Here is a 17,552-nt window from a genome sequence, read left to right on the forward strand (position 1 = left end):
GGTACTGCAGGGGGGACCCTGTGGGAGAGTAGGACACCGCCGAACAATCATTGTGGGAAAGCCCCGTACCGTCAGGTACGGGGCTTTTCTGCGTTTCGGGCACGCCGTTCCTCGGCCGTGCGACCCCTGTGCATGGGCCGGACCGGGCTGACGGTAAGGTCAGGGGGCATCGTTGACACGTTCCCACGGAGGCCCCCGGGTGGAGGTACAGGAGACTCGCGTTCAGACCGACCGGGTCCTCACCATCCCCAACATCCTGAGCATGGCTCGCCTTGCTGGTGTTCCGCTGTTCCTGTGGCTCATTCTGCGCCCCGAGTTCGACGGGCAGAACAGTGATGGCTGGGCGCTGCTCGTCCTGGCCCTCAGCGGCGTCAGCGACTACCTCGACGGCAAGTTGGCCAGGCGCTGGAATCAGATCAGCAGCCTCGGCCGCATCCTCGACCCGGCGGCCGACCGGCTGTACATCCTCTCCACCCTCCTCGGGCTGACCTGGCGCGAGATCCTGCCGATCTGGCTGACCGCGGCACTATTGGCGCGGGAACTGATGCTCCTGGTGATGGTGGGAATCCTCCGCCGGCATGGTTATCCGCCGCCGCAGGTGAACTTCCTCGGTAAGGCCGCGACGTTCAACCTGATGTACGCCTTCCCCCTGCTGCTGCTCAGTGACGGAGACACCTGGCTTGCGTCACTCGCTGAAGTTTTCGGGTGGGCCTTCGCCGGATGGGGTACAACCCTGTATTGGTGGGCAGGGATCCTCTACGTGGTTCAGGTCCGCCGACTTGTCAAGGCGGATGCCACGGCCGATTGAGCCTGTCTGTCCCGGTGCCGTGCGGTGATGAATCCGCCGGCACCGGTGCGACGTCACAGGACCACTGTCCGGATGGGTGAAGTCGGCTAGACCGTCGTCTCTTCAAGGAGGACGCTTCCGACATGAAGGCCGTCGTGATGGCCGGGGGCGAAGGAACCCGACTTCGCCCCATGACCTCAAGCATGCCCAAGCCGCTCCTGCCGGTCGCCAATCGACCGATCATGGAGCACGTGCTGCGGCTCCTCAAGCGCCACGGACTCAACGAGACCGTCGTCACCGTGCAGTTTCTCGCCTCGCTCGTCAAGAACTACTTCGGCGACGGCGAAGAGCTCGGCATGGAGCTCACCTATGCCAATGAGGAAAAGCCGCTCGGCACTGCGGGAAGTGTCAAGAACGCCGAAGAGGCACTGAAGGACGACGCGTTTCTCGTCATCTCCGGCGACGCGCTGACCGACTTCGACCTGACCGACCTCATCGCCTTCCACAAGGAGAAGGGCGCCCTGGTCACGGTCTGCCTGACCCGGGTCCCCAACCCGCTGGAATTCGGCATCACCATCGTCGACGAAGAAGGCAAGGTCGAACGCTTCCTGGAGAAACCCACCTGGGGGCAGGTCTTCTCCGACACCGTGAACACAGGCATCTACGTGATGGAGCCCGAGGTCTTCAACTACGTAGAAGCCGACGTTCCGGTCGACTGGTCCGGCGATGTCTTCCCGCAGCTCATGAAGGAAGGCAAGCCGATCTACGGTTATGTCGCCGAGGGCTACTGGGAGGACGTCGGCACCCATGAGAGTTACGTCAAGGCGCAGGCCGACGTACTCGAGGGCAAGGTCGACGTCGACCTCGACGGCTTCGAGATCTCGCCCGGCGTATGGGTCGCCGAAGGCGCCGAGGTGCACCCGGACGCCATTCTGCGCGGGCCGCTGTACATCGGGGACTACGCCAAGATCGAGGCGGACGTCGAGATCCGCGAGCACACCGTCGTCGGATCCAACGTGGTCGTCAAGAGCGGCGCATTCCTGCACAAGGCCGTGGTGCACGACAACGTGTACATCGGACCGCACAGCAACCTGCGCGGCTGCGTGATCGGCAAGAACACCGACATCATGAGAGCCGCCCGGATCGAGGACGGCGCCGTCATCGGGGACGAATGCCTGGTCGGTGAGGAATCGATCGTCCAGGGGAACGTCCGGGTCTATCCGTTCAAGACCATCGAGGCCGGCGCCTTCGTCAACACCTCGGTCATCTGGGAGTCCCGTGGACAGGCCCATCTGTTCGGGGCACGCGGCGTCTCCGGCATCCTGAACGTCGAGATCACACCGGAGCTGGCGGTACGGCTCGCGGGCGCCTACGCCACGACCCTGAAGAAGGGGGCGACGGTCACCACCGCCCGCGACCACTCCCGGGGCGCGCGGGCGCTGAAACGCGCGGTGATCTCGGCGCTGCAGGCCAGCGCCATCGACGTACGGGACCTGGAGAACGTACCGCTGCCCGTGGCACGCCAGCAGACGGCGCGTGGCAGCGCCGGCGGCATCATGATCCGTACCACTCCCGGCGTGCCGGACTCCGTGGACATCATGTTCTTCGACGAACGCGGCGCCGACCTCTCCCAGGGCGGACAGCGCAAGCTGGACCGGGTGTACGCGCGCCAGGAGTACCGGCGGGCGTTCCCCGGTGAGATCGGGGACCTGAGCTTCCCGTCCAGCGTGTTCGACTCGTACACCGGCTCTCTGCTGCGGAACGTGGACACCACCGGCATCACCGAGGCGGGCCTCAAGGTCGTCGTCGACGCCTCCAACGGCAGCGCCGGCCTCGTCCTGCCGAGCCTGCTGGGCCGGCTCGGTGTGGACTCGCTGACCATCAACCCCGGTCTCGACGAGTCGCGGCCCACCGAGTCCGCAGAATCACGCCGTGCCGGGCTCGTCCGGCTCGGGGAGATCGTGGCATCGGCGCGCGCGGCCTTCGGCGTACGGTTCGACACCGTCGGTGAGCGGCTGTCCCTGGTGGACGAGCGGGGCCGCATCATCGAGGACGACCGGGCGCTGCTCGTGATGCTGGACCTCGTCGCCGCCGAGCGGCGCAGCGGGCGGGTGGCGCTGCCCGTGACCACCACGAGGATCGCCGAGCAGGTCGCCGCGTACCACGGCACCCAGGTCGAGTGGACGACGACCTCGCCGGACGACCTGACCCGCGTCGGCCGGGAGGAGTCCACCATCTTCGGTGGAGACGGCCGGGGCGGGTTCATCGTTCCCGAGTTCAGCAGTGTCTTCGACGGTACGGCGGCGTTCGTCCGGCTGATCGGGCTGGTGGCGCGTACGCAGCTCACCCTCAGCCAGATCGACGCGCGCATACCCCGCGCGCATGTCCTGCGGCGTGATCTGGCCACCCCGTGGGCGGTCAAGGGCCTGGTCATGCGCCGGGTCGTGGAGGCGGCCGGAGAGCGGCACGTGGACACGACCGACGGCGTACGGGTCGTGGAGGCCGACGGCCGCTGGGTGATGGTGCTGCCCGACCCGGCGGAAGCCGTGACGCATCTGTGGGCCGAGGGCCCCGACGACGCGTCCGCGCAGGCACTCCTCGACGAGTGGGCGGCGGTCGTGGACAGCGCCGGCCGGTGAGCTGAGACGGGTGTGCCAGGAGGTGTCGGCGGACGTCTCCTGGCACACCGGTGGGGCCATTCGGTGGTAGCCGCTCCGACATGCGACGATGTGCGGCATGTCGCAGCAGCACCCCGTTCGGAGCACAGGCTCCCCGCCTCCGCGTCCCGATGCGTCCATGTCGCTGCTGACCAATGTGATCGACCACGCGCTGGACGAGGGCTACGCGGAGGCGACGGCCCGCAGGGCCGCCGAGGGCGGCGCACTGGCACGTCCGCTCCGCGCGAAGCTCGGTCTGGCGGCCGGGCTGCTGCTCGCCGCCGTGGTCGTCACCCTCGGTGCCGCGCAGGCGCGCATATCGGCGCCGGTGGTGGCGAAGGAGCGTGAGGAGCTCATCGACCGCATCCAGGCGGAGACGTCGGCGGCCGACGCCCTGGAGAAGAAGATCGAGGATCTGCGTGCCGAGGTGGGGGAGCGCCAGCGCAAGGCGCTGGAGCAGCACGGTGGGGACCGCAGCGGTCTCGTCTCCCTGCTGTCCGGCGCGACCGAGGTGCGGGGGCCCGGAGTCAAGCTCGTCGTGGACGACGCGAAGGGCACCGACCAGGGCGGTGGCGGTCCGCGCGAGAGCAGCGGCTTCTCCGACACCGGCCGGGTACGGGACCGTGACATGCAGCGGATCGTGAACGGTCTGTGGCAGGCGGGTGCGGAGGCGATCTCGATCAACGGGCAGCGGCTGACGGCCCTGTCCGCGATCCGTGCGGCGGGCGACGCCATACTGGTCGACAACAAGCCGCTGGTGCCCCCGTACACCGTCCTGGCGATCGGTAACGGTAAGAAGCTGAGCACCGCGTTCCAGGACACCGACGACGGCCGGTACCTCCACGCGCTGCGGGAGAACTTCGGTATCCGCACCGCCATTTCCGACCAGGACGATGTGCGTCTGCCTGCCGCACCGAGCCTGATCGTCCGTACAGCAGAGCCGGCGACCGACGCACCCGGGACGGGTGAGGGGCGGAGCGCGGCCGACACAGGGAAGGGCACATCGTGATCGCCGTACTGGGCCTCGTCGCGGGAGTCGTGGTCGGGCTGTTGATCCGGCCCGAGGTTCCGGCGGTGGTCGAGCCCTATCTGCCGATCGCCGTCGTCGCGGCGCTCGACGCGGTCTTCGGGGGGCTCAGGGCCATGCTCGACGGGATCTTCGTCGACAAGGTCTTCGTCGTCTCGTTCCTGTCGAACGTCGTCGTGGCAGCGCTGATCGTGTTCCTCGGCGACCAGCTCGGCGTCGGCTCGCAGCTCTCCATCGGCGTGGTCGTCGTGCTCGGCATCCGTATCTTCTCCAACGCGGCCGCGATCCGGCGCCACGTGTTCCGGGCGTGAGGCCGATGAGCGACGAACCCGAGCCGATGAACGACGACGAAGAGACATCGAAGACCCCCGAGCCCCGCCCGGAGGGTCGCTCCGAGGGCCGCGAGCCCCGGCCGGAGCCCCGGCCCGAAGCCGGTGCCGAGCCTGCTCCCGGCTCCGGATCGGGCGCCGCCTCCGGCGCTGGCTCCGGTCCCCAGCCGGGTCCGGGCCCTGCGGCGCCGGCCAAGGAGCCGCAGGACGGTCGGCAGCGGCTGATCGCCGGGCTGTGGCCGCCGCGCGTGACACGGGCACAACTGGTCGTGGCGCTGCTGCTGTTCGTGCTGGGCCTGGGCCTGGCCATCCAGGTCCGTTCGACGAACGACGAGAGCGCGTTGCGCGGCGCCCGGCAGGAGGACCTCGTCAGGATCCTGGACGAACTGGACGACCGTACGCAGCGGCTCGAGGACGAGAAGACGCGCCTCGACGCCCAGCGCACCGAGCTGGAGAACAGCTCGAACCAGGCCGAGGAGGCGCGCAGGCAGACGCAGGAGAGGGAGCGTCAGCTGGGCATCCTCGCCGGCACGGTCGCGGCGCAGGGGCCGGGGATCACGCTCACCATCGAGGACACCGCCGTGGCCGTCGAGTCCGACAAGCTCCTCGACACGGTCCAGGAGCTGCGGGCGGCCGGCGCCGAGGCGATCCAGATCAACGACGTCCGGGTCGTCGCGGACACCTACATCTCCGGGGACGCCGGTGCCGTCGAGGTGGACGGGCAGCGGATCAGCGCGCCGTACCGCTTCAAGGCCATCGGGAAGCCCCAGGACCTGGAGCCCGCGCTGAACATTCCGGGCGGCGTCGTCCAGACCCTGGAGAAGGAGCAGGCCACAGCCACGGTGACGCGCTCGGAGAAGATCGTTGTGGACGCCTTGCGACCGGTGAAGCGGCCTGACTACGCTCGGTCGTCGTCGCGGTGACACGGCTGCGAGCCCTGTCTCCCGGTGTTCCGAGGAGGAGCGGAGGCGGAGCGAGCGCGGTGAGATCCGCCGGATACGCCTCGGGTCAGGAGGTTGCGGGGGGTCGGCGCACCATGACCGTGGTGTGTGGTGGAAACTGTCCGGAGGATACGGACGTTGTGAAGATGTCCGGGTCGGCAGGTGTGTTCATTCAGGGTTCGTCCTGCCCCACGGGCGGGTCTGTTTCGTTCAAGGGGAATCGCCCGTGAAGTTGTTTGGGAAGTTGTTCGGCAAGAGCGCACGCGAGGACGGCGGCAGCGCCCGGCACCGCGCGCCGCGCCACGGTGAGAACGAGGAGCAGCGGGGCGGCGAGCGCCCACTGTTCCGTGACGAGGTCGCTGGTCCGGGCGGTGACATTCCGGACGGACAGGGCGCGTCTTCTGTTGACCCTGCCGGTCCCGGCCGCATAGGTTTCGGGGAACCATCAACCTCGAGTGCGGATGGAGGATTTGCCTCCGATCCGTATGCGACCAGCGCACACGCGGGTCAGCCGCGGCAGGAGGATGCGTCCATGCCGGTTTGTACGAGGTGCGGCCACCGCAACGCCGAGGCCAGCCGGTTCTGCTCCCACTGCGGCGCGCCGCTGCGTGGCGGAGCTCCTGCGGAGCGTGCGTCCGAGACGACGTCGACCATCTCGATCTCCGGTCTCGAGGCGTACGACTCGGAGGCCACCGGCCAGACGCAGCTTCCGTCGCTGTCGCCCGAGGCGCAGGCGGCCGTGGACGCGCTGCCGCTCGGCTCGGCGCTCCTGGTGGTGCGGCGCGGTCCGAACTCCGGCAGCCGGTTCCTGCTGGACAGTGATCTGACCACGGCCGGGCGCCACCCGCAGAGCGACATCTTCCTTGACGACGTGACGGTGTCGCGGCGTCATGTGGAGTTCCGCAGGGGACACGACGGCAGCTTCACCGTGGCGGACGTCGGCAGCCTCAACGGCACCTACGTCAACCGTGAGCCGATCGACTCGGTTCTGCTCACCAACGGCGACGAGGTGCAGATCGGCAAGTACCGGCTGGTCTTCTACGCGAGCCAGCGGGGTGTGTGACCCTCCTCCGGACTCGTCCGGGGGAACCTCAAGGAAGGTCCATGCTGCGAACACCGACGGGCGGTGCCGGACACGGCACCGCCGACGCGGGCGACCGGCTGGTGAGCATCGGTACGGTGCTCAACCAGCTGCGTGAGGAGTTCCCCGAAGTCACCATCTCCAAGATCCGGTTCTTGGAGGCTGAGGGGCTCGTCGAGCCGCAGAGGACGGCTTCCGGGTACCGGAAGTTCAGTCGCCACGACGTGGAGCGGCTGGCGCTGATCCTGCGGATGCAGCGGGACCACTATCTGCCGCTCAAGGTCATCCGGGAGCACCTGGACGCGCTCGCCCGCGGTGAACAGGTGCAGCTCCCCGCGCAGAGCCCCCCGGGGGAGCCGCCGGAGGGCGCCCCGTGGGACGCCGAGCAGGACCGGCCCACGGCCGCCCGGGTGGGCCGGGAGGAGCTGCTCGCCGCGGCCGAGGTCGGTGAGGCCGAGCTCGCCGAGTGGGAGTCGTACGGGCTGATCGTGCCCGCGGCCGACGGCGGGTACGACGCCGAGGCGGTGACCGTGGCGAGGTTGGTCGCGGATCTGGGCCGGTTCGGTCTGGAGCCGCGCCATCTGCGGGCGGTGAAGGCCGCCGCGGATCGTGAGGCGGGGCTCGTCGAACAGGTGGTGGCGCCCTTGCGCCGGCACCGCAATCCGCAGACCAGAGCCCATGCCGAGGCGACGGTGAGGGAGCTCGCGGCCCTGTCCGTACGGCTCCACGCGGCACTGGTCCGTACGGCCCTCGGGGTCAGGTTCCACTGATCTTGGGGCAGCCCGACTACCCAAACCGGTCCGGCACGTCCTAGGGTTGCTGTGTGAACGAGCTCGATGTTGTCGGTGTCCGGGTGGAAATGCCCTCCAACCAGCCGATCGTGCTCCTGCGTGAAGTGGGAGGCGATCGGTACCTCCCCATCTGGATCGGTCCGGGGGAGGCGACGGCGATCGCCTTCGCCCAGCAGGGGATGGCCCCTGCGCGGCCGCTCACCCACGATCTCTTCAAGGACGTCCTCGAAGCCGTGGGCCAGGAGCTCACCGAGGTCCGGATCACGGACCTGCGGGAAGGGGTGTTCTACGCGGAGCTGGTCTTCGCCAGTGGGGTCGAGGTCAGCGCCAGGCCCTCCGACGCCATAGCGCTGGCGCTGCGCACGGGAACGCCGATCTACGGCAGTGACGGCGTGCTGGACGACGCCGGCATCGCGATCCCGGACGAGCAGGAGGACGAGGTGGAGAAGTTCCGCGAGTTCCTCGACCAGATCTCCCCGGAGGACTTCGGGACCAGCAACCAGTGACGCCGGGCCGTCATGGCCACATCGACGACGCCCGGCGATCGTTGAAGCCCGGCATCGATGACGCGTCCGTCCGGTGACGTCGCTTTCGGCACATTCGAGTAGCCTTTCCCGGTTCTGGGACACGGGAAACCACTCTCAGGGTGATTATCACTCGGCGTGGCGAGTGTGGCGATCGTTGACGCACCCCTGGTGACTGCCTACCGTCGAGGAGGCAGGTCAAGGACGGAGGGTCGGCGTGATCAGCAGCGGCGACGGTACGGCAGGGGGTCTCCCCGGGCAGAGTCCGGGGGAGAACGGGCCGTACCCGCTTCATGGAAGTGCGGCCGACTCGCCACCCGAGACCGACACTGTCGGATACCGGGGTCCCACCGCGTGTGCGGCGGCCGGCATCACCTACCGCCAGCTCGACTACTGGGCCCGTACGGGACTGGTCGAGCCCAGCGTCCGTCCCGCCTACGGGTCGGGCACGCAGCGCCTCTACAGCTTCCGTGACGTCGTCGTCCTCAAGATCGTGAAACGGTTCCTGGACACGGGTGTCGCCCTGCAGAACATCCGGGCGGCGGTCCGGCATCTGCGCGGCCGCGGCCTGCGGGACCTGGAACGCATGACGCTGATGAGCGACGGCGCGACGGTGTACGAATGCTCGTCGCCTGACGAGGTCGTCGACCTCCTCCAAGGCGGCCAGGGCATCTTCGGGATCGCCGTCGGCGTGGTCTGGCGGGACGTCGAGGCCGCCCTCTCGCAGCTCCACGGCGAACGCGTCGACACCGGCGAGACCCTCGTCGGGCACAACCCCACGGACGAACTCGCCAGACGCAGACGCGACAAGGCCGTCTGAAGCGCGAACCGACCCCTGCCCGCACGGCGTTTCGTACGGGCGTACGGGCCGATTGTCAGTGGTGTGCGGGAGCATCGGTGGTGTGAGAGCCGCGCCGACGATCCTGCATCTGGACATGGATGCCTTCTTCGCCGCCGCCGAGCAGGCGGCGAAGCCGAGTCTGCGCGGGAAACCCGTCGTGGTCGGGGGCCTCGGTCCGCGTGGTGTCGTCGCCACCGCCTCGTACGAGGCGAGACGCTTCGGGGTGCACTCCGCGATGCCGATGGCGCAGGCCCGGCGCCTCGCGCCGAACGCCGCGTATCTGGTGCCGCGGTTCTCGCTGTACCGGGCGGTGAGCGAGCAGGTCATGGAGCTGCTGGGGAGGCTGTCCCCGCTGGTGGAGCCGCTGAGCCTGGACGAGGCGTTCGTGGACCTGGAGGCGGGCGGATCCGCCCATGACGCGGCGACGGCCCGCGAGGCCGGTGAGCGGCTGCGCCGGGACATCCTCGCCGTGACCGGTCTCACCGGGTCGGTGGGACTGGCGGGGTCCAAGATGCTGGCGAAGATCGCCTCCGAGCAGGCCAAGCCCGACGGACTGGTGCTGATCGAGCCGGGCACGGAGCGGGCGCTGCTGGGGCCGATGGGGGTGCGGACGCTCCCCGGGGTCGGCCCGGCGACGGAGGAGCACCTGCGGCGGGCCGGGATGACCACGGTGGCGGACCTGGCCGAAGCGGGCGAGGACGAGCTCGTGCGGCTGCTGGGGAAGGCGCACGGGGTGGCGCTGCACCACATGGCGCTGGGTCACGACGACCGGCCCGTGGTGGCCGAGCGGGACGCCAAGTCGGTGTCGGTGGAGGACACCTTCGACGTGGACCTGCACGACCGGGTGCGGGTGCGGTGGGAGGTGGAGCGGCTCGCGGACCGGTGCGTGCGCCGGCTGCGGGAGGCGGGCCGGTCGGGCCGCACGGTAGTGCTCAAGGTACGGCGGTACGACTTCTCCACGCTGACCAGGTCGGAGACGCTGCGCGGGCCCACGGACGACCCCGCCGTCGTCCGGGAGGCGGCGGCGCGGCTCCTGGACGCCGTGGACACCACGGGCGGTGTCCGGCTGCTCGGCGTGGGCGTGAGCGGGCTGGCCGACTACACGCAGGAGGACCTGTTCGCGCAGGCCGCGGCGGCGGAGGCGGAGACCGCCGTGGGCGAAGCCGGGGCGGCGGGGGACGAGGGCGGTGACCGCCAGGAGGCCGGGGGCGGGGGGCTGGCGGAGCTTCCAGGGAGCGGTGCGGGTGCCGACGCGCCCGGCGTGGGCGGAGGGGACGGCCAGGACGGTGTGACCGGCGTGGGGACGGGTGCGGGCGCGGGGACGGGGGCGGTGGACGCGGGGGGCGGCGGGCCGGTGGCCGAGCGGCGGTGGCCGGCCGGGCATGACGTACGGCACGCCGTCCACGGTCCCGGGTGGGTGCAGGGCAGCGGTCTCGGCCGCGTGACGGTGCGGTTCGAGCAGCCGGGCTCGCCACCGGGGAGGGTGCGGACGTTCCGGACGGACGACCCGGAGCTGGAGCTGTCGGACCCGTTGCCGCTCGTACCGCGGGAGGGCGGAGAGGACCCGGAGGGCGGCCGGGACGAGGGCCCGGGGGAGGGTCAGTCGTCCTGGCCCGCCAGCTTGCCGAAGTCCCGGTCGGGAGGCGGAGAGGGGGCGGATGAGTCGTCCGACGGCACGGGGAGGTCGAGTCCGTAGTGGTGGTAGAGCTGGAGTTCCTGCTCCGGCGACAGATGGCGGCCCACCCCGAAGTCGGGCGCGTCCTTGATCAGCGACCGCTCGTACGGGACGTGCAGGGCGCCGTCCACGAGGTCGCTCGGCTCCAGTGGGACGAAGGCGTCACGGCTGAACAGACCGGTGCGCACGGCCGCCCACTCGGGCCGGCCGGTCGCGTCGTCCAGGTACACCTCGTCCACGGTGCCGATCTTGTGGCCGTCGCGGTCGAAGGTCTTGCGGCCGATCAGGCTGCGCGGATCGATGTCGGTCTGCACGGTCCCTCCCACGGGTCGCAGAGGCTCCACATCACTACGAAAGTGCACATCGGTGACGTCGGCCACTCGAGGGATCGGGCGGGAACCTCGCTGGTACGCTGGCAATCGGCTGCTGACCCCGTGCGGGAGAGTCCTCCGGAGAAACCTTTCGGAGGCGCCGAAGGAGCAAATCCTCCCCGGAATCTCTCAGGCACCCTGTACCGCACGGACGAGGTCACTCTGGAAAGCAGGGCGGGCGTCGGACGGCATCCGCTCTCACCGACGGTGAAAGCCGGACGCGCCTCTGGCGTGCCCGGTGAAGCTCTCAGGTTGAGATGACAGAGGGGGAGGCCGTCCGGGCACCCGCGCCGTGGTGCCCCTCGCAGGTCGTATCGACCAGGAGGCCTCCGTACATGACCGCCAACCGTATTCCGCTCTCCCAGCTGGAGCGAGGCACACCCTTCGAGCACCGTCACATCGGGCCCGATGCCGAGGCACGCGCCAAGATGCTCGCGCAGGTCGGCTACGGGTCGCTCGACGAGCTCACGGCTGCCGCGGTGCCGGACGTGATCAAGAGCGCCGAGACGCTCGGACTGCCCGAGGCGCGCACCGAGGCCGAGGTCCTCGCAGAGCTGCGTTCCCTCGCCGACCGCAACCAGGTCCTCGCCCCGATGATCGGTCTCGGTTACCACGGCACGTTCACGCCGCCCGTCATCCTGCGCAACGTCATGGAGAACCCCGCCTGGTACACGGCCTACACGCCGTACCAGCCGGAGATCTCGCAGGGCCGCCTCGAGGCGCTGCTCAACTTCCAGACCGTCGTCGCCGACCTCACCGGTCTGCCCACGTCCGGCGCCTCGCTGCTGGACGAGGGCACTGCGGCCGCGGAGGCCATGGCGCTCGCCCGCCGCGTCGGCAAGGTCAAGAACGGTGTCTTCCTGATCGACGCCGACGCGCTGCCGCAGACCATCGCCGTGATCGAGACCCGCGCCGAGCCCACCGGCGTCGAGGTCGTCGTCGCGGACCTCAGCGAGGGCATCCCCGCCGAGGTCGCCGAGCGCGGCGTCTTCGGCGTGCTGCTCCAGTACCCGGGCGCCTCCGGCGCGGTCCGGGACATCAAGCCGCTCATCGACCGGGCCCATGAGCTCGGCGCGATCGTCACCGTCGCCGCCGACCTGCTGGCCCTGACCCTGCTCACCTCGCCCGGCGAGCTCGGCGCGGACATCGCCGTCGGCACCACCCAGCGCTTCGGCGTCCCGATGGGCTTCGGCGGCCCGCACGCCGGTTACATGGCCGTGCGCGACGCCTTCGCCCGCAGCCTGCCCGGCCGGCTCGTCGGCGTCTCCGTCGACGCCGACGGCAACAAGGCGTACCGGCTGGCGCTGCAGACCCGTGAGCAGCACATCCGCCGCGAGAAGGCCACCAGCAACATCTGCACCGCCCAGGTGCTCCTCGCCGTCATGGCGGGCATGTACGCGGTCTACCACGGCCCCGAGGGCCTCAAGGAGATCGCGAGCCGTACCCACCGCTATGCGACGATCCTCGCCGAGGGCCTGCGCGCCGGTGGCGTCGACGTCGTCCACGGCTCGTTCTTCGACACCGTGACCGCCCGTGTGCCCGGCCGGGCCGCCGAGATCGTCGCCGCCGCCCGCGAGGGCGGGGTCAACATCCGCCTGGTCGACGCCGACCATGTCTCCGCCGCCTGCGACGAGACCACCGGCCGCGCCCAGCTCGCGGCCGTCTGGGGCGCCTTCGGTGTGGCCGGCGACATCGAGGCCCTGGACGCGGCGACGGAGGACGCGCTGCCCGAGGCGCTGCTGCGCACCGACGCGTACCTCACCCACCCGGTGTTCCACGCCCACCGCTCCGAGACCGCGATGCTGCGCTACCTGCGCAAGCTCGCCGACCGCGACTACGCGCTGGACCGGGGCATGATCCCGCTCGGCTCCTGCACGATGAAGCTGAACGCGACCACCGAGATGGAGCCGGTCACCTGGCCGGAGTTCGCCCAGGTCCACCCCTTCGCGCCGGTCGACCAGGCGCAGGGCTATCTGACGCTCATCCGCGAGCTGGAGGAGCGGCTGGCGGAGGTCACCGGCTACGACAAGGTGTCGATCCAGCCCAACGCCGGTTCGCAGGGCGAGCTGGCCGGTCTGCTCGCGGTCCGCGCGTACCACCGGGCCAACGGCGACGCCCAGCGCACGGTCTGCCTGATCCCGTCGTCGGCGCACGGCACCAACGCCGCCAGCGCCGTGATGGCCGGGATGAAGGTCGTCGTCGTCAAGACCGCCGACGACGGCGAGATCGACGTCGAGGACCTGCGCGCCAAGATCGAGCAGTACCGGGACGAGCTCTCGGTGCTGATGATCACCTACCCGTCCACGCACGGTGTGTTCGAGGAGCACGTCGCGGACATCTGCGCCCAGGTGCACGACGCCGGCGGCCAGGTGTACGTGGACGGCGCCAACCTCAACGCGCTGGTCGGTCTCGCCAAGCCGGGCCGGTTCGGCGGCGACGTCTCGCACCTGAACCTGCACAAGACCTTCTGCATCCCGCACGGTGGCGGCGGCCCGGGCGTCGGCCCGGTCGGCGTCCGCGAGCACCTCGCCCCCTACCTGCCCAACCACCCGCTGCAGCCGACCGCCGGACCGGAGACGGGCGTCGGCCCGATCTCGGCGGCGCCGTGGGGCTCGGCCGGCATCCTGCCGATCTCCTGGGCGTACGTCCGGCTCATGGGCGGCGAGGGCCTCAAGCGGGCCACGCAGGTGGCCGTCCTGGCCGCCAACTACATCGCCAAGCGCCTGGAGCCGCACTACCCGGTCCTGTACACCGGCCCGGCCGGGCTGGTCGCGCACGAGTGCATCGTCGACCTGCGGCCGCTGAGCAAGGCGACCGGCGTCAGCGTCGACGACATCGCCAAGCGCCTGATCGACTACGGCTTCCACGCGCCGACGATGTCGTTCCCGGTGGCCGGCACCCTGATGATCGAGCCCACCGAGAGCGAGGACCTGACCGAACTCGACCGGTTCTGCGACACGATGATCGCGATCCGTGGCGAGATCGAGAAGGTCGCGTCGGGCGAGTGGTCCGCCGACGACAACCCGCTGCGCAACGCCCCGCACACGGCGGCCGCGCTCGGCGGCGAGTGGGACCACGCCTACAGCCGCGAGGAGGCGGTCTTCCCGGCCGGCGTCTCGGCCGCGGACAAGTACTGGCCGCCGGTGCGCCGGATCGACGGCGCCTTCGGCGACCGCAACCTCGTCTGCTCCTGCCCGCCGCTGGACGAGTACGACGCCTGACGGGCCGGGCCCGTATGACGCACGCTTGCCGGGCAGGACCGGCATGACGGGCGCGTACGACGCCTGACGGCCGCGAGCGCGCTGACATGCGTGGGGGCCGGTGCGGAGACGACTCCGCACCGGCCCCTTCCTCGTACGTACCGCCTGCCGCCGCGTCTAGGCGGCGGTCATGACCTGGGCGGCGCTGAGCGGCCGGTGCGGTGCGATGATCTGCCCGTCCGGCAGCAGCTCACCGGTGTCCTCGAAGGTGAGAACGCCGTTGCACAGCAGGCTCCAGCCCTGTTCCGGGTGGTGCGCCACCAGGCGGGCGGCCTCCCGGTCCGCGGAGTCGGCAGTCGGGCAGGCTGGCTGGTGCTGGCACATGGGTGGGTTCTTTCGCTGCGATGTGGTGTGTGTCCTGCGGCTCGATGCGGTGTTCATGGCCGCCCCCCGTCCTTCGGTCGGTCCTCTCCCAGTGTTGCCCCACGGGCGTCGATCCGCAGGGATTTCACGGCAGCACTTCCTCTTGCTGAAGGACGTATCACCCGCGCGGATGGTTCAGGTCAACCACCCTGTCCCTTCGGGTGGTTCGGGGTGGCCGGGGTTGACTAGTCCGTATGGGCAGAGGACCAGCGCGCGGATGACCCGATGCCCCGCGTCACGGCGACACGGGGCATCGGGTGGGGCTGGGCCGTACGGAGTGAACGCGCCGCGCCGCCCCTCAGGCCGTCGAACCGAGCAGCGGCGGGGGCGCCAGCCGCAGCGACAGCAGCGGCATCAGATCGGCGACCCGCTGCGGCCGGTGCGCGGCGATCCCGGGCGGTGCGGGGGCGAGCGGGATCAGCACGTCCGCCGGGGCGGGCGCGCCCGACGCGGGATCCGCTTCGGTGTCGCCGTGCAGCCACAGGGTCAGCATGTACAGCTCGGGCACGGACAGCAGACGCGGCTGCCAGCCGGTCTGGGACGCCTCGGCCTGGCGCAGCGCCCGTTCCGTCGAGGCGATGTAGGGGCCTTCGGAGAAGTGCGAGAAGGACCAGCCGTCAGGTGTGAGCATCGTGTCGGCGGCGGCGATGGAGAGCTCTCCACCGCGGATCATGAACCGCCAGCCGGTGAGCCGGGTGCGCGGGACGTCGGCGGACCCGAGGAGCGGGTCGCCGACGGCCAGCACATGGACGGGAAGCGGGAGTTCGGGGCTCAGTGGTCCCTGGACGGACCGGAGAGCGGGGGTGCGGGTCTCGCGGACGGCGACGGGGGAGTCGAGGGCCACGAGAACAGTGCGCAGGGCAGGCGGGGGTGCCTGGGAGACATGGAGCGGCATGGTGGGTCGCCTCTCACTCAAGAGACAGGGTGAAGCGTGGGCAGATGCGGACGGCACTGTCAGCGACGGGGCCAGAGGGGGCCCGAGGGGCCACGGTCGGGCGACGACTCTCTGCCTCGTGAGCGGAGTTTATACGACACATGTTCACAGCGTGTTTCCGCGGACTGTCCCGAAAGCGGCGGCACGGCCGAATCCGGCCTGCATTTTGTGGAGTTCCTACGGATTTCCGGTGAACCGGGAGCGCCGGTCTGCCCGCTCGCCCCGGGGCTGGTCGGCCGAAAATCGTCGGCGGAATTCACGGGCTCTCGCCGCTGGTATTTGCCGGCCGTCGGATGCCGAGCGAATGTGCCGCTTGGCCGACCTCTCCAGCCTACCGGTCACGCCGTCCCCGCGGGGGCGTTACGGATCGGTCCGGCTGGGCATCATCGTCCGTGACGCGAGCGGCCGATGCCGCGTGCCGCCCACTCGAGGAGGGACGCTTCGATGGGGGAGAAGGTCGTGGCAGGCGGAGTGGACCTGTCCGATCGGCAGAGGTACCGCAAGAAGCTCCAGCAGTGCCTGGCGGCCCTGGACCGGCTGTTCGCCGAGGAGCGGTTCGACCGGCCCCGCAATCTCATGGGGCTGGAGATCGAACTCAATCTCGCGGGTGCCGACGGTCTGCCGCGCATGATGAATGCCGAGGTGCTGGAGCGCATCGCGAGCCGCGATTTCCAGACCGAACTCGGAATGTTCAACCTGGAAGTGAACATCGCCCCGCACCGGCTCGGCGGGCGCGTTTTCGACCGGCTCGCCGAAGAGCTGCGCACCGGCCTCGGCTACGCGCACCGCAAAGCGGAGGAGCTCGGCGCCGGCATCGTGATGATCGGAATTCTGCCGACGATCGCGCAGCAGGACCTGGTGTCCGCGAACCTGTCGGACGTCGACCGGTACATGCTGCTCAACACCCAGATGGTCGCGGCCAGGGGCGAGGATTTCACCCTGGAGATCGACGGGGTGGAACGGCTGCGCTGCACCGCCTCGTCGATCACCCCCGAGGCCGCGTGCACCTCCGTGCAGCTGCACCTCCAGGTCACGCCCGCGCGGTTCGCCGACGTGTGGAACGCGGCGCAGGCGGTCACCGCCGTCCAGATCGCCGTCGGCGCCAACTCGCCGTTCCTGTTCGGCCGTGAGCTGTGGCGCGAGTCCCGGCCGCCGCTCTTCCAGCAGGCCACCGACACCCGGCCGCCCGAGCTCCAGGCACAGGGCGTACGGCCGCGCACCTGGTTCGGCGACCGGTGGGTCGGCTCGGCGCTGGAACTGTTCGAGGAGAACCTGCGGTACTTCCCCGCGCTGCTGCCGATCTGCGACGACGAGGACCCGCTCCGCGTCATCGACGACGGCGGCACCCCCACGCTCCAGGAGCTGGTCCTGCACAACGGCACCGTCTACCGCTGGAACCGGCCGGTCTACGGGGTCATGGACGGCGTTCCGCACCTGCGGGTCGAGAACCGGGTCCTGCCCGCCGGGCCGACCGTGGACGACGTGATCGCCAACGCCGCGTTCTACTACGGTCTGGTGCGCGCGCTCGCCGAGGATCCCCGGCCGGTCTGGAAGCGGATGCCGTTCGCCGACGCCGCCGGCAACTTCGACGCCGCCTGCCGGTACGGCATCGACGCCGAGCTGCGCTGGCCGCGCCCAGGACGCGGCGGCGGCATCACCACGGTCCCGGCCGTGAAACTGGTACGGGACGAACTGCTGCCGCTCGCGGCCGCGGGCCTGGACGCCTGGGGCATAGAGCCCGCCGACCGGGACCGCAGCCTCCGCATCATCGAGGAGCGGTGCAGGCGGCGCGTGAACGGCGCCTCCTGGCAGGTCGACACCTACCACCGGGCCCTCGAAGCGGGACTGGACCGGGACGCCGCGCTGGCCGCGACCACCCGCCGCTACCGCGAACTGTCGCACCGCGGAGACCCCGTGCACACCTGGCCGACAGGCTTCCCCACCCCGTACGGACGGCATGACGGCTGACCG

15 protein-coding genes and 1 riboswitch are annotated in these 17,552 nt (G+C 70.3%); of the genes, 12 read left to right on the forward strand and 3 right to left on the reverse strand.

Going from position 1 to position 17,552, the window contains the following annotated elements:
* The first annotated feature begins 199 nt into the window (after positions 1-199).
* The 10 genes from ACGF5U_RS28570 to ACGF5U_RS28615 all read left to right on the forward strand — a co-directional run bounded on the left by ACGF5U_RS28570 (position 200) and on the right by ACGF5U_RS28615 (position 10,674).
* Positions 200-808: a CDP-alcohol phosphatidyltransferase family protein gene (locus ACGF5U_RS28570; protein ID WP_392717228.1), complete on the forward strand. Its 609-nt coding sequence runs from the start codon at positions 200-202 to the stop codon at positions 806-808.
* A 122-nt stretch (positions 809-930) separates the two neighbouring features.
* Positions 931-3,426, forward strand: a complete 2,496-nt coding sequence (locus ACGF5U_RS28575) for a sugar phosphate nucleotidyltransferase (protein ID WP_392717226.1) — start codon at positions 931-933, stop codon at positions 3,424-3,426.
* Positions 3,427-3,523: 97 nt separating this feature from the next.
* Positions 3,524-4,453: a DUF881 domain-containing protein gene (locus ACGF5U_RS28580; RefSeq protein ID WP_392717224.1), complete on the forward strand. Its 930-nt coding sequence runs from the start codon at positions 3,524-3,526 to the stop codon at positions 4,451-4,453.
* A complete protein-coding gene (locus ACGF5U_RS28585) occupies positions 4,450-4,782 on the forward strand; it encodes a small basic family protein (RefSeq protein ID WP_392717222.1) in 333 nt (110 codons plus the stop codon). Before ACGF5U_RS28580 ends, ACGF5U_RS28585 begins: the two co-directional genes overlap by 4 nt.
* Positions 4,783-4,808: 26 nt before the next feature.
* Positions 4,809-5,723: a DUF881 domain-containing protein gene (locus ACGF5U_RS28590; protein ID WP_392717247.1), complete on the forward strand. Its 915-nt coding sequence runs from the start codon at positions 4,809-4,811 to the stop codon at positions 5,721-5,723.
* A 124-nt stretch (positions 5,724-5,847) separates the two neighbouring features.
* On the forward strand, positions 5,848-6,804 hold the full coding sequence (locus ACGF5U_RS28595) for an FHA domain-containing protein (RefSeq protein WP_392717220.1): 957 nt from the start codon (positions 5,848-5,850) through the stop codon (positions 6,802-6,804).
* 41 nt (positions 6,805-6,845) lie between these two features.
* The gene (locus ACGF5U_RS28600; protein ID WP_392717218.1) at positions 6,846-7,592 is read left to right on the forward strand and encodes a MerR family transcriptional regulator; all 747 of its coding nucleotides are present in this window, start codon (positions 6,846-6,848) and stop codon (positions 7,590-7,592) included.
* Between the two features lie 53 nt (positions 7,593-7,645).
* Entirely contained in the window at positions 7,646-8,119 is a 474-nt protein-coding gene (locus ACGF5U_RS28605) for a bifunctional nuclease family protein (RefSeq protein ID WP_067026588.1), read from the forward strand.
* A 238-nt stretch (positions 8,120-8,357) separates the two neighbouring features.
* Positions 8,358-8,957, forward strand: coding sequence for a MerR family transcriptional regulator (locus ACGF5U_RS28610; RefSeq protein WP_392717245.1), 600 nt, complete (start codon positions 8,358-8,360; stop codon positions 8,955-8,957).
* A gap of 82 nt (positions 8,958-9,039) precedes the next feature.
* Positions 9,040-10,674: a DNA polymerase IV gene (locus tag ACGF5U_RS28615; protein WP_392717215.1), complete on the forward strand. Its 1,635-nt coding sequence runs from the start codon at positions 9,040-9,042 to the stop codon at positions 10,672-10,674.
* Here the strand turns inward: ACGF5U_RS28615 and ACGF5U_RS28620 are convergent.
* Positions 10,578-10,967: a PRC-barrel domain-containing protein gene (locus ACGF5U_RS28620; protein ID WP_392717213.1), complete on the reverse strand. Its 390-nt coding sequence runs from the start codon at positions 10,965-10,967 to the stop codon at positions 10,578-10,580. The two genes, ACGF5U_RS28615 and ACGF5U_RS28620, sit on opposite strands and share 97 nt — an antisense overlap.
* A gap of 113 nt (positions 10,968-11,080) precedes the next feature.
* Positions 11,081-11,180, forward strand: a riboswitch (glycine riboswitch).
* 179 nt (positions 11,181-11,359) lie between these two features.
* Here ACGF5U_RS28620 and gcvP point away from each other — a divergent pair.
* Positions 11,360-14,245: an aminomethyl-transferring glycine dehydrogenase gene (gene gcvP, locus ACGF5U_RS28625; protein WP_392717211.1), complete on the forward strand. Its 2,886-nt coding sequence runs from the start codon at positions 11,360-11,362 to the stop codon at positions 14,243-14,245.
* A gap of 156 nt (positions 14,246-14,401) precedes the next feature.
* Here the strand turns inward: gcvP and ACGF5U_RS28630 are convergent, their stop codons facing one another.
* Positions 14,402-14,608: a DUF5999 family protein gene (locus tag ACGF5U_RS28630; RefSeq protein WP_392717209.1), complete on the reverse strand. Its 207-nt coding sequence runs from the start codon at positions 14,606-14,608 to the stop codon at positions 14,402-14,404.
* Positions 14,609-14,945: 337 nt separating this feature from the next.
* Positions 14,946-15,542, reverse strand: a complete 597-nt coding sequence (locus ACGF5U_RS28635; protein WP_392717207.1) for a hypothetical protein — start codon at positions 15,540-15,542, stop codon at positions 14,946-14,948.
* Between the two features lie 483 nt (positions 15,543-16,025).
* Here ACGF5U_RS28635 and ACGF5U_RS28640 point away from each other — a divergent pair, with 483 nt between their 5' ends.
* Positions 16,026-17,549, forward strand: a complete 1,524-nt coding sequence (locus tag ACGF5U_RS28640; protein WP_392717205.1) for a glutamate-cysteine ligase family protein — start codon at positions 16,026-16,028, stop codon at positions 17,547-17,549.
* Positions 17,550-17,552: the final 3 nt, after the last annotated feature.

This window comes from Streptomyces sp. NPDC047886, from assembly GCF_043204435.1.
GTDB lineage: Bacteria > Actinomycetota > Actinomycetes > Streptomycetales > Streptomycetaceae > Streptomyces.

Excerpts from the sequence above, each read along its gene's own strand:
- ACGF5U_RS28575 (WP_392717226.1), top strand. The coding sequence starts at position 931 with ATGAAGGCCGTCGTGATGGCCGGGGGCGAAGGAACCCGACTTCGCCCC.
- ACGF5U_RS28580 (WP_392717224.1), top strand. The coding sequence starts at position 3,524 with ATGTCGCAGCAGCACCCCGTTCGGAGCACAGGCTCCCCGCCTCCGCGT.
- ACGF5U_RS28590 (WP_392717247.1), top strand. The coding sequence starts at position 4,809 with ATGAACGACGACGAAGAGACATCGAAGACCCCCGAGCCCCGCCCGGAG.
- ACGF5U_RS28600 (WP_392717218.1), top strand. The coding sequence starts at position 6,846 with ATGCTGCGAACACCGACGGGCGGTGCCGGACACGGCACCGCCGACGCG.
- gcvP (WP_392717211.1), top strand. The coding sequence starts at position 11,360 with ATGACCGCCAACCGTATTCCGCTCTCCCAGCTGGAGCGAGGCACACCC.
- ACGF5U_RS28630 (WP_392717209.1), bottom strand. The coding sequence starts at position 14,608 with ATGTGCCAGCACCAGCCAGCCTGCCCGACTGCCGACTCCGCGGACCGG.
- ACGF5U_RS28635 (WP_392717207.1), bottom strand. The coding sequence starts at position 15,542 with ATGCCGCTCCATGTCTCCCAGGCACCCCCGCCTGCCCTGCGCACTGTT.
- ACGF5U_RS28640 (WP_392717205.1), top strand. The coding sequence starts at position 16,026 with ATGGGGGAGAAGGTCGTGGCAGGCGGAGTGGACCTGTCCGATCGGCAG.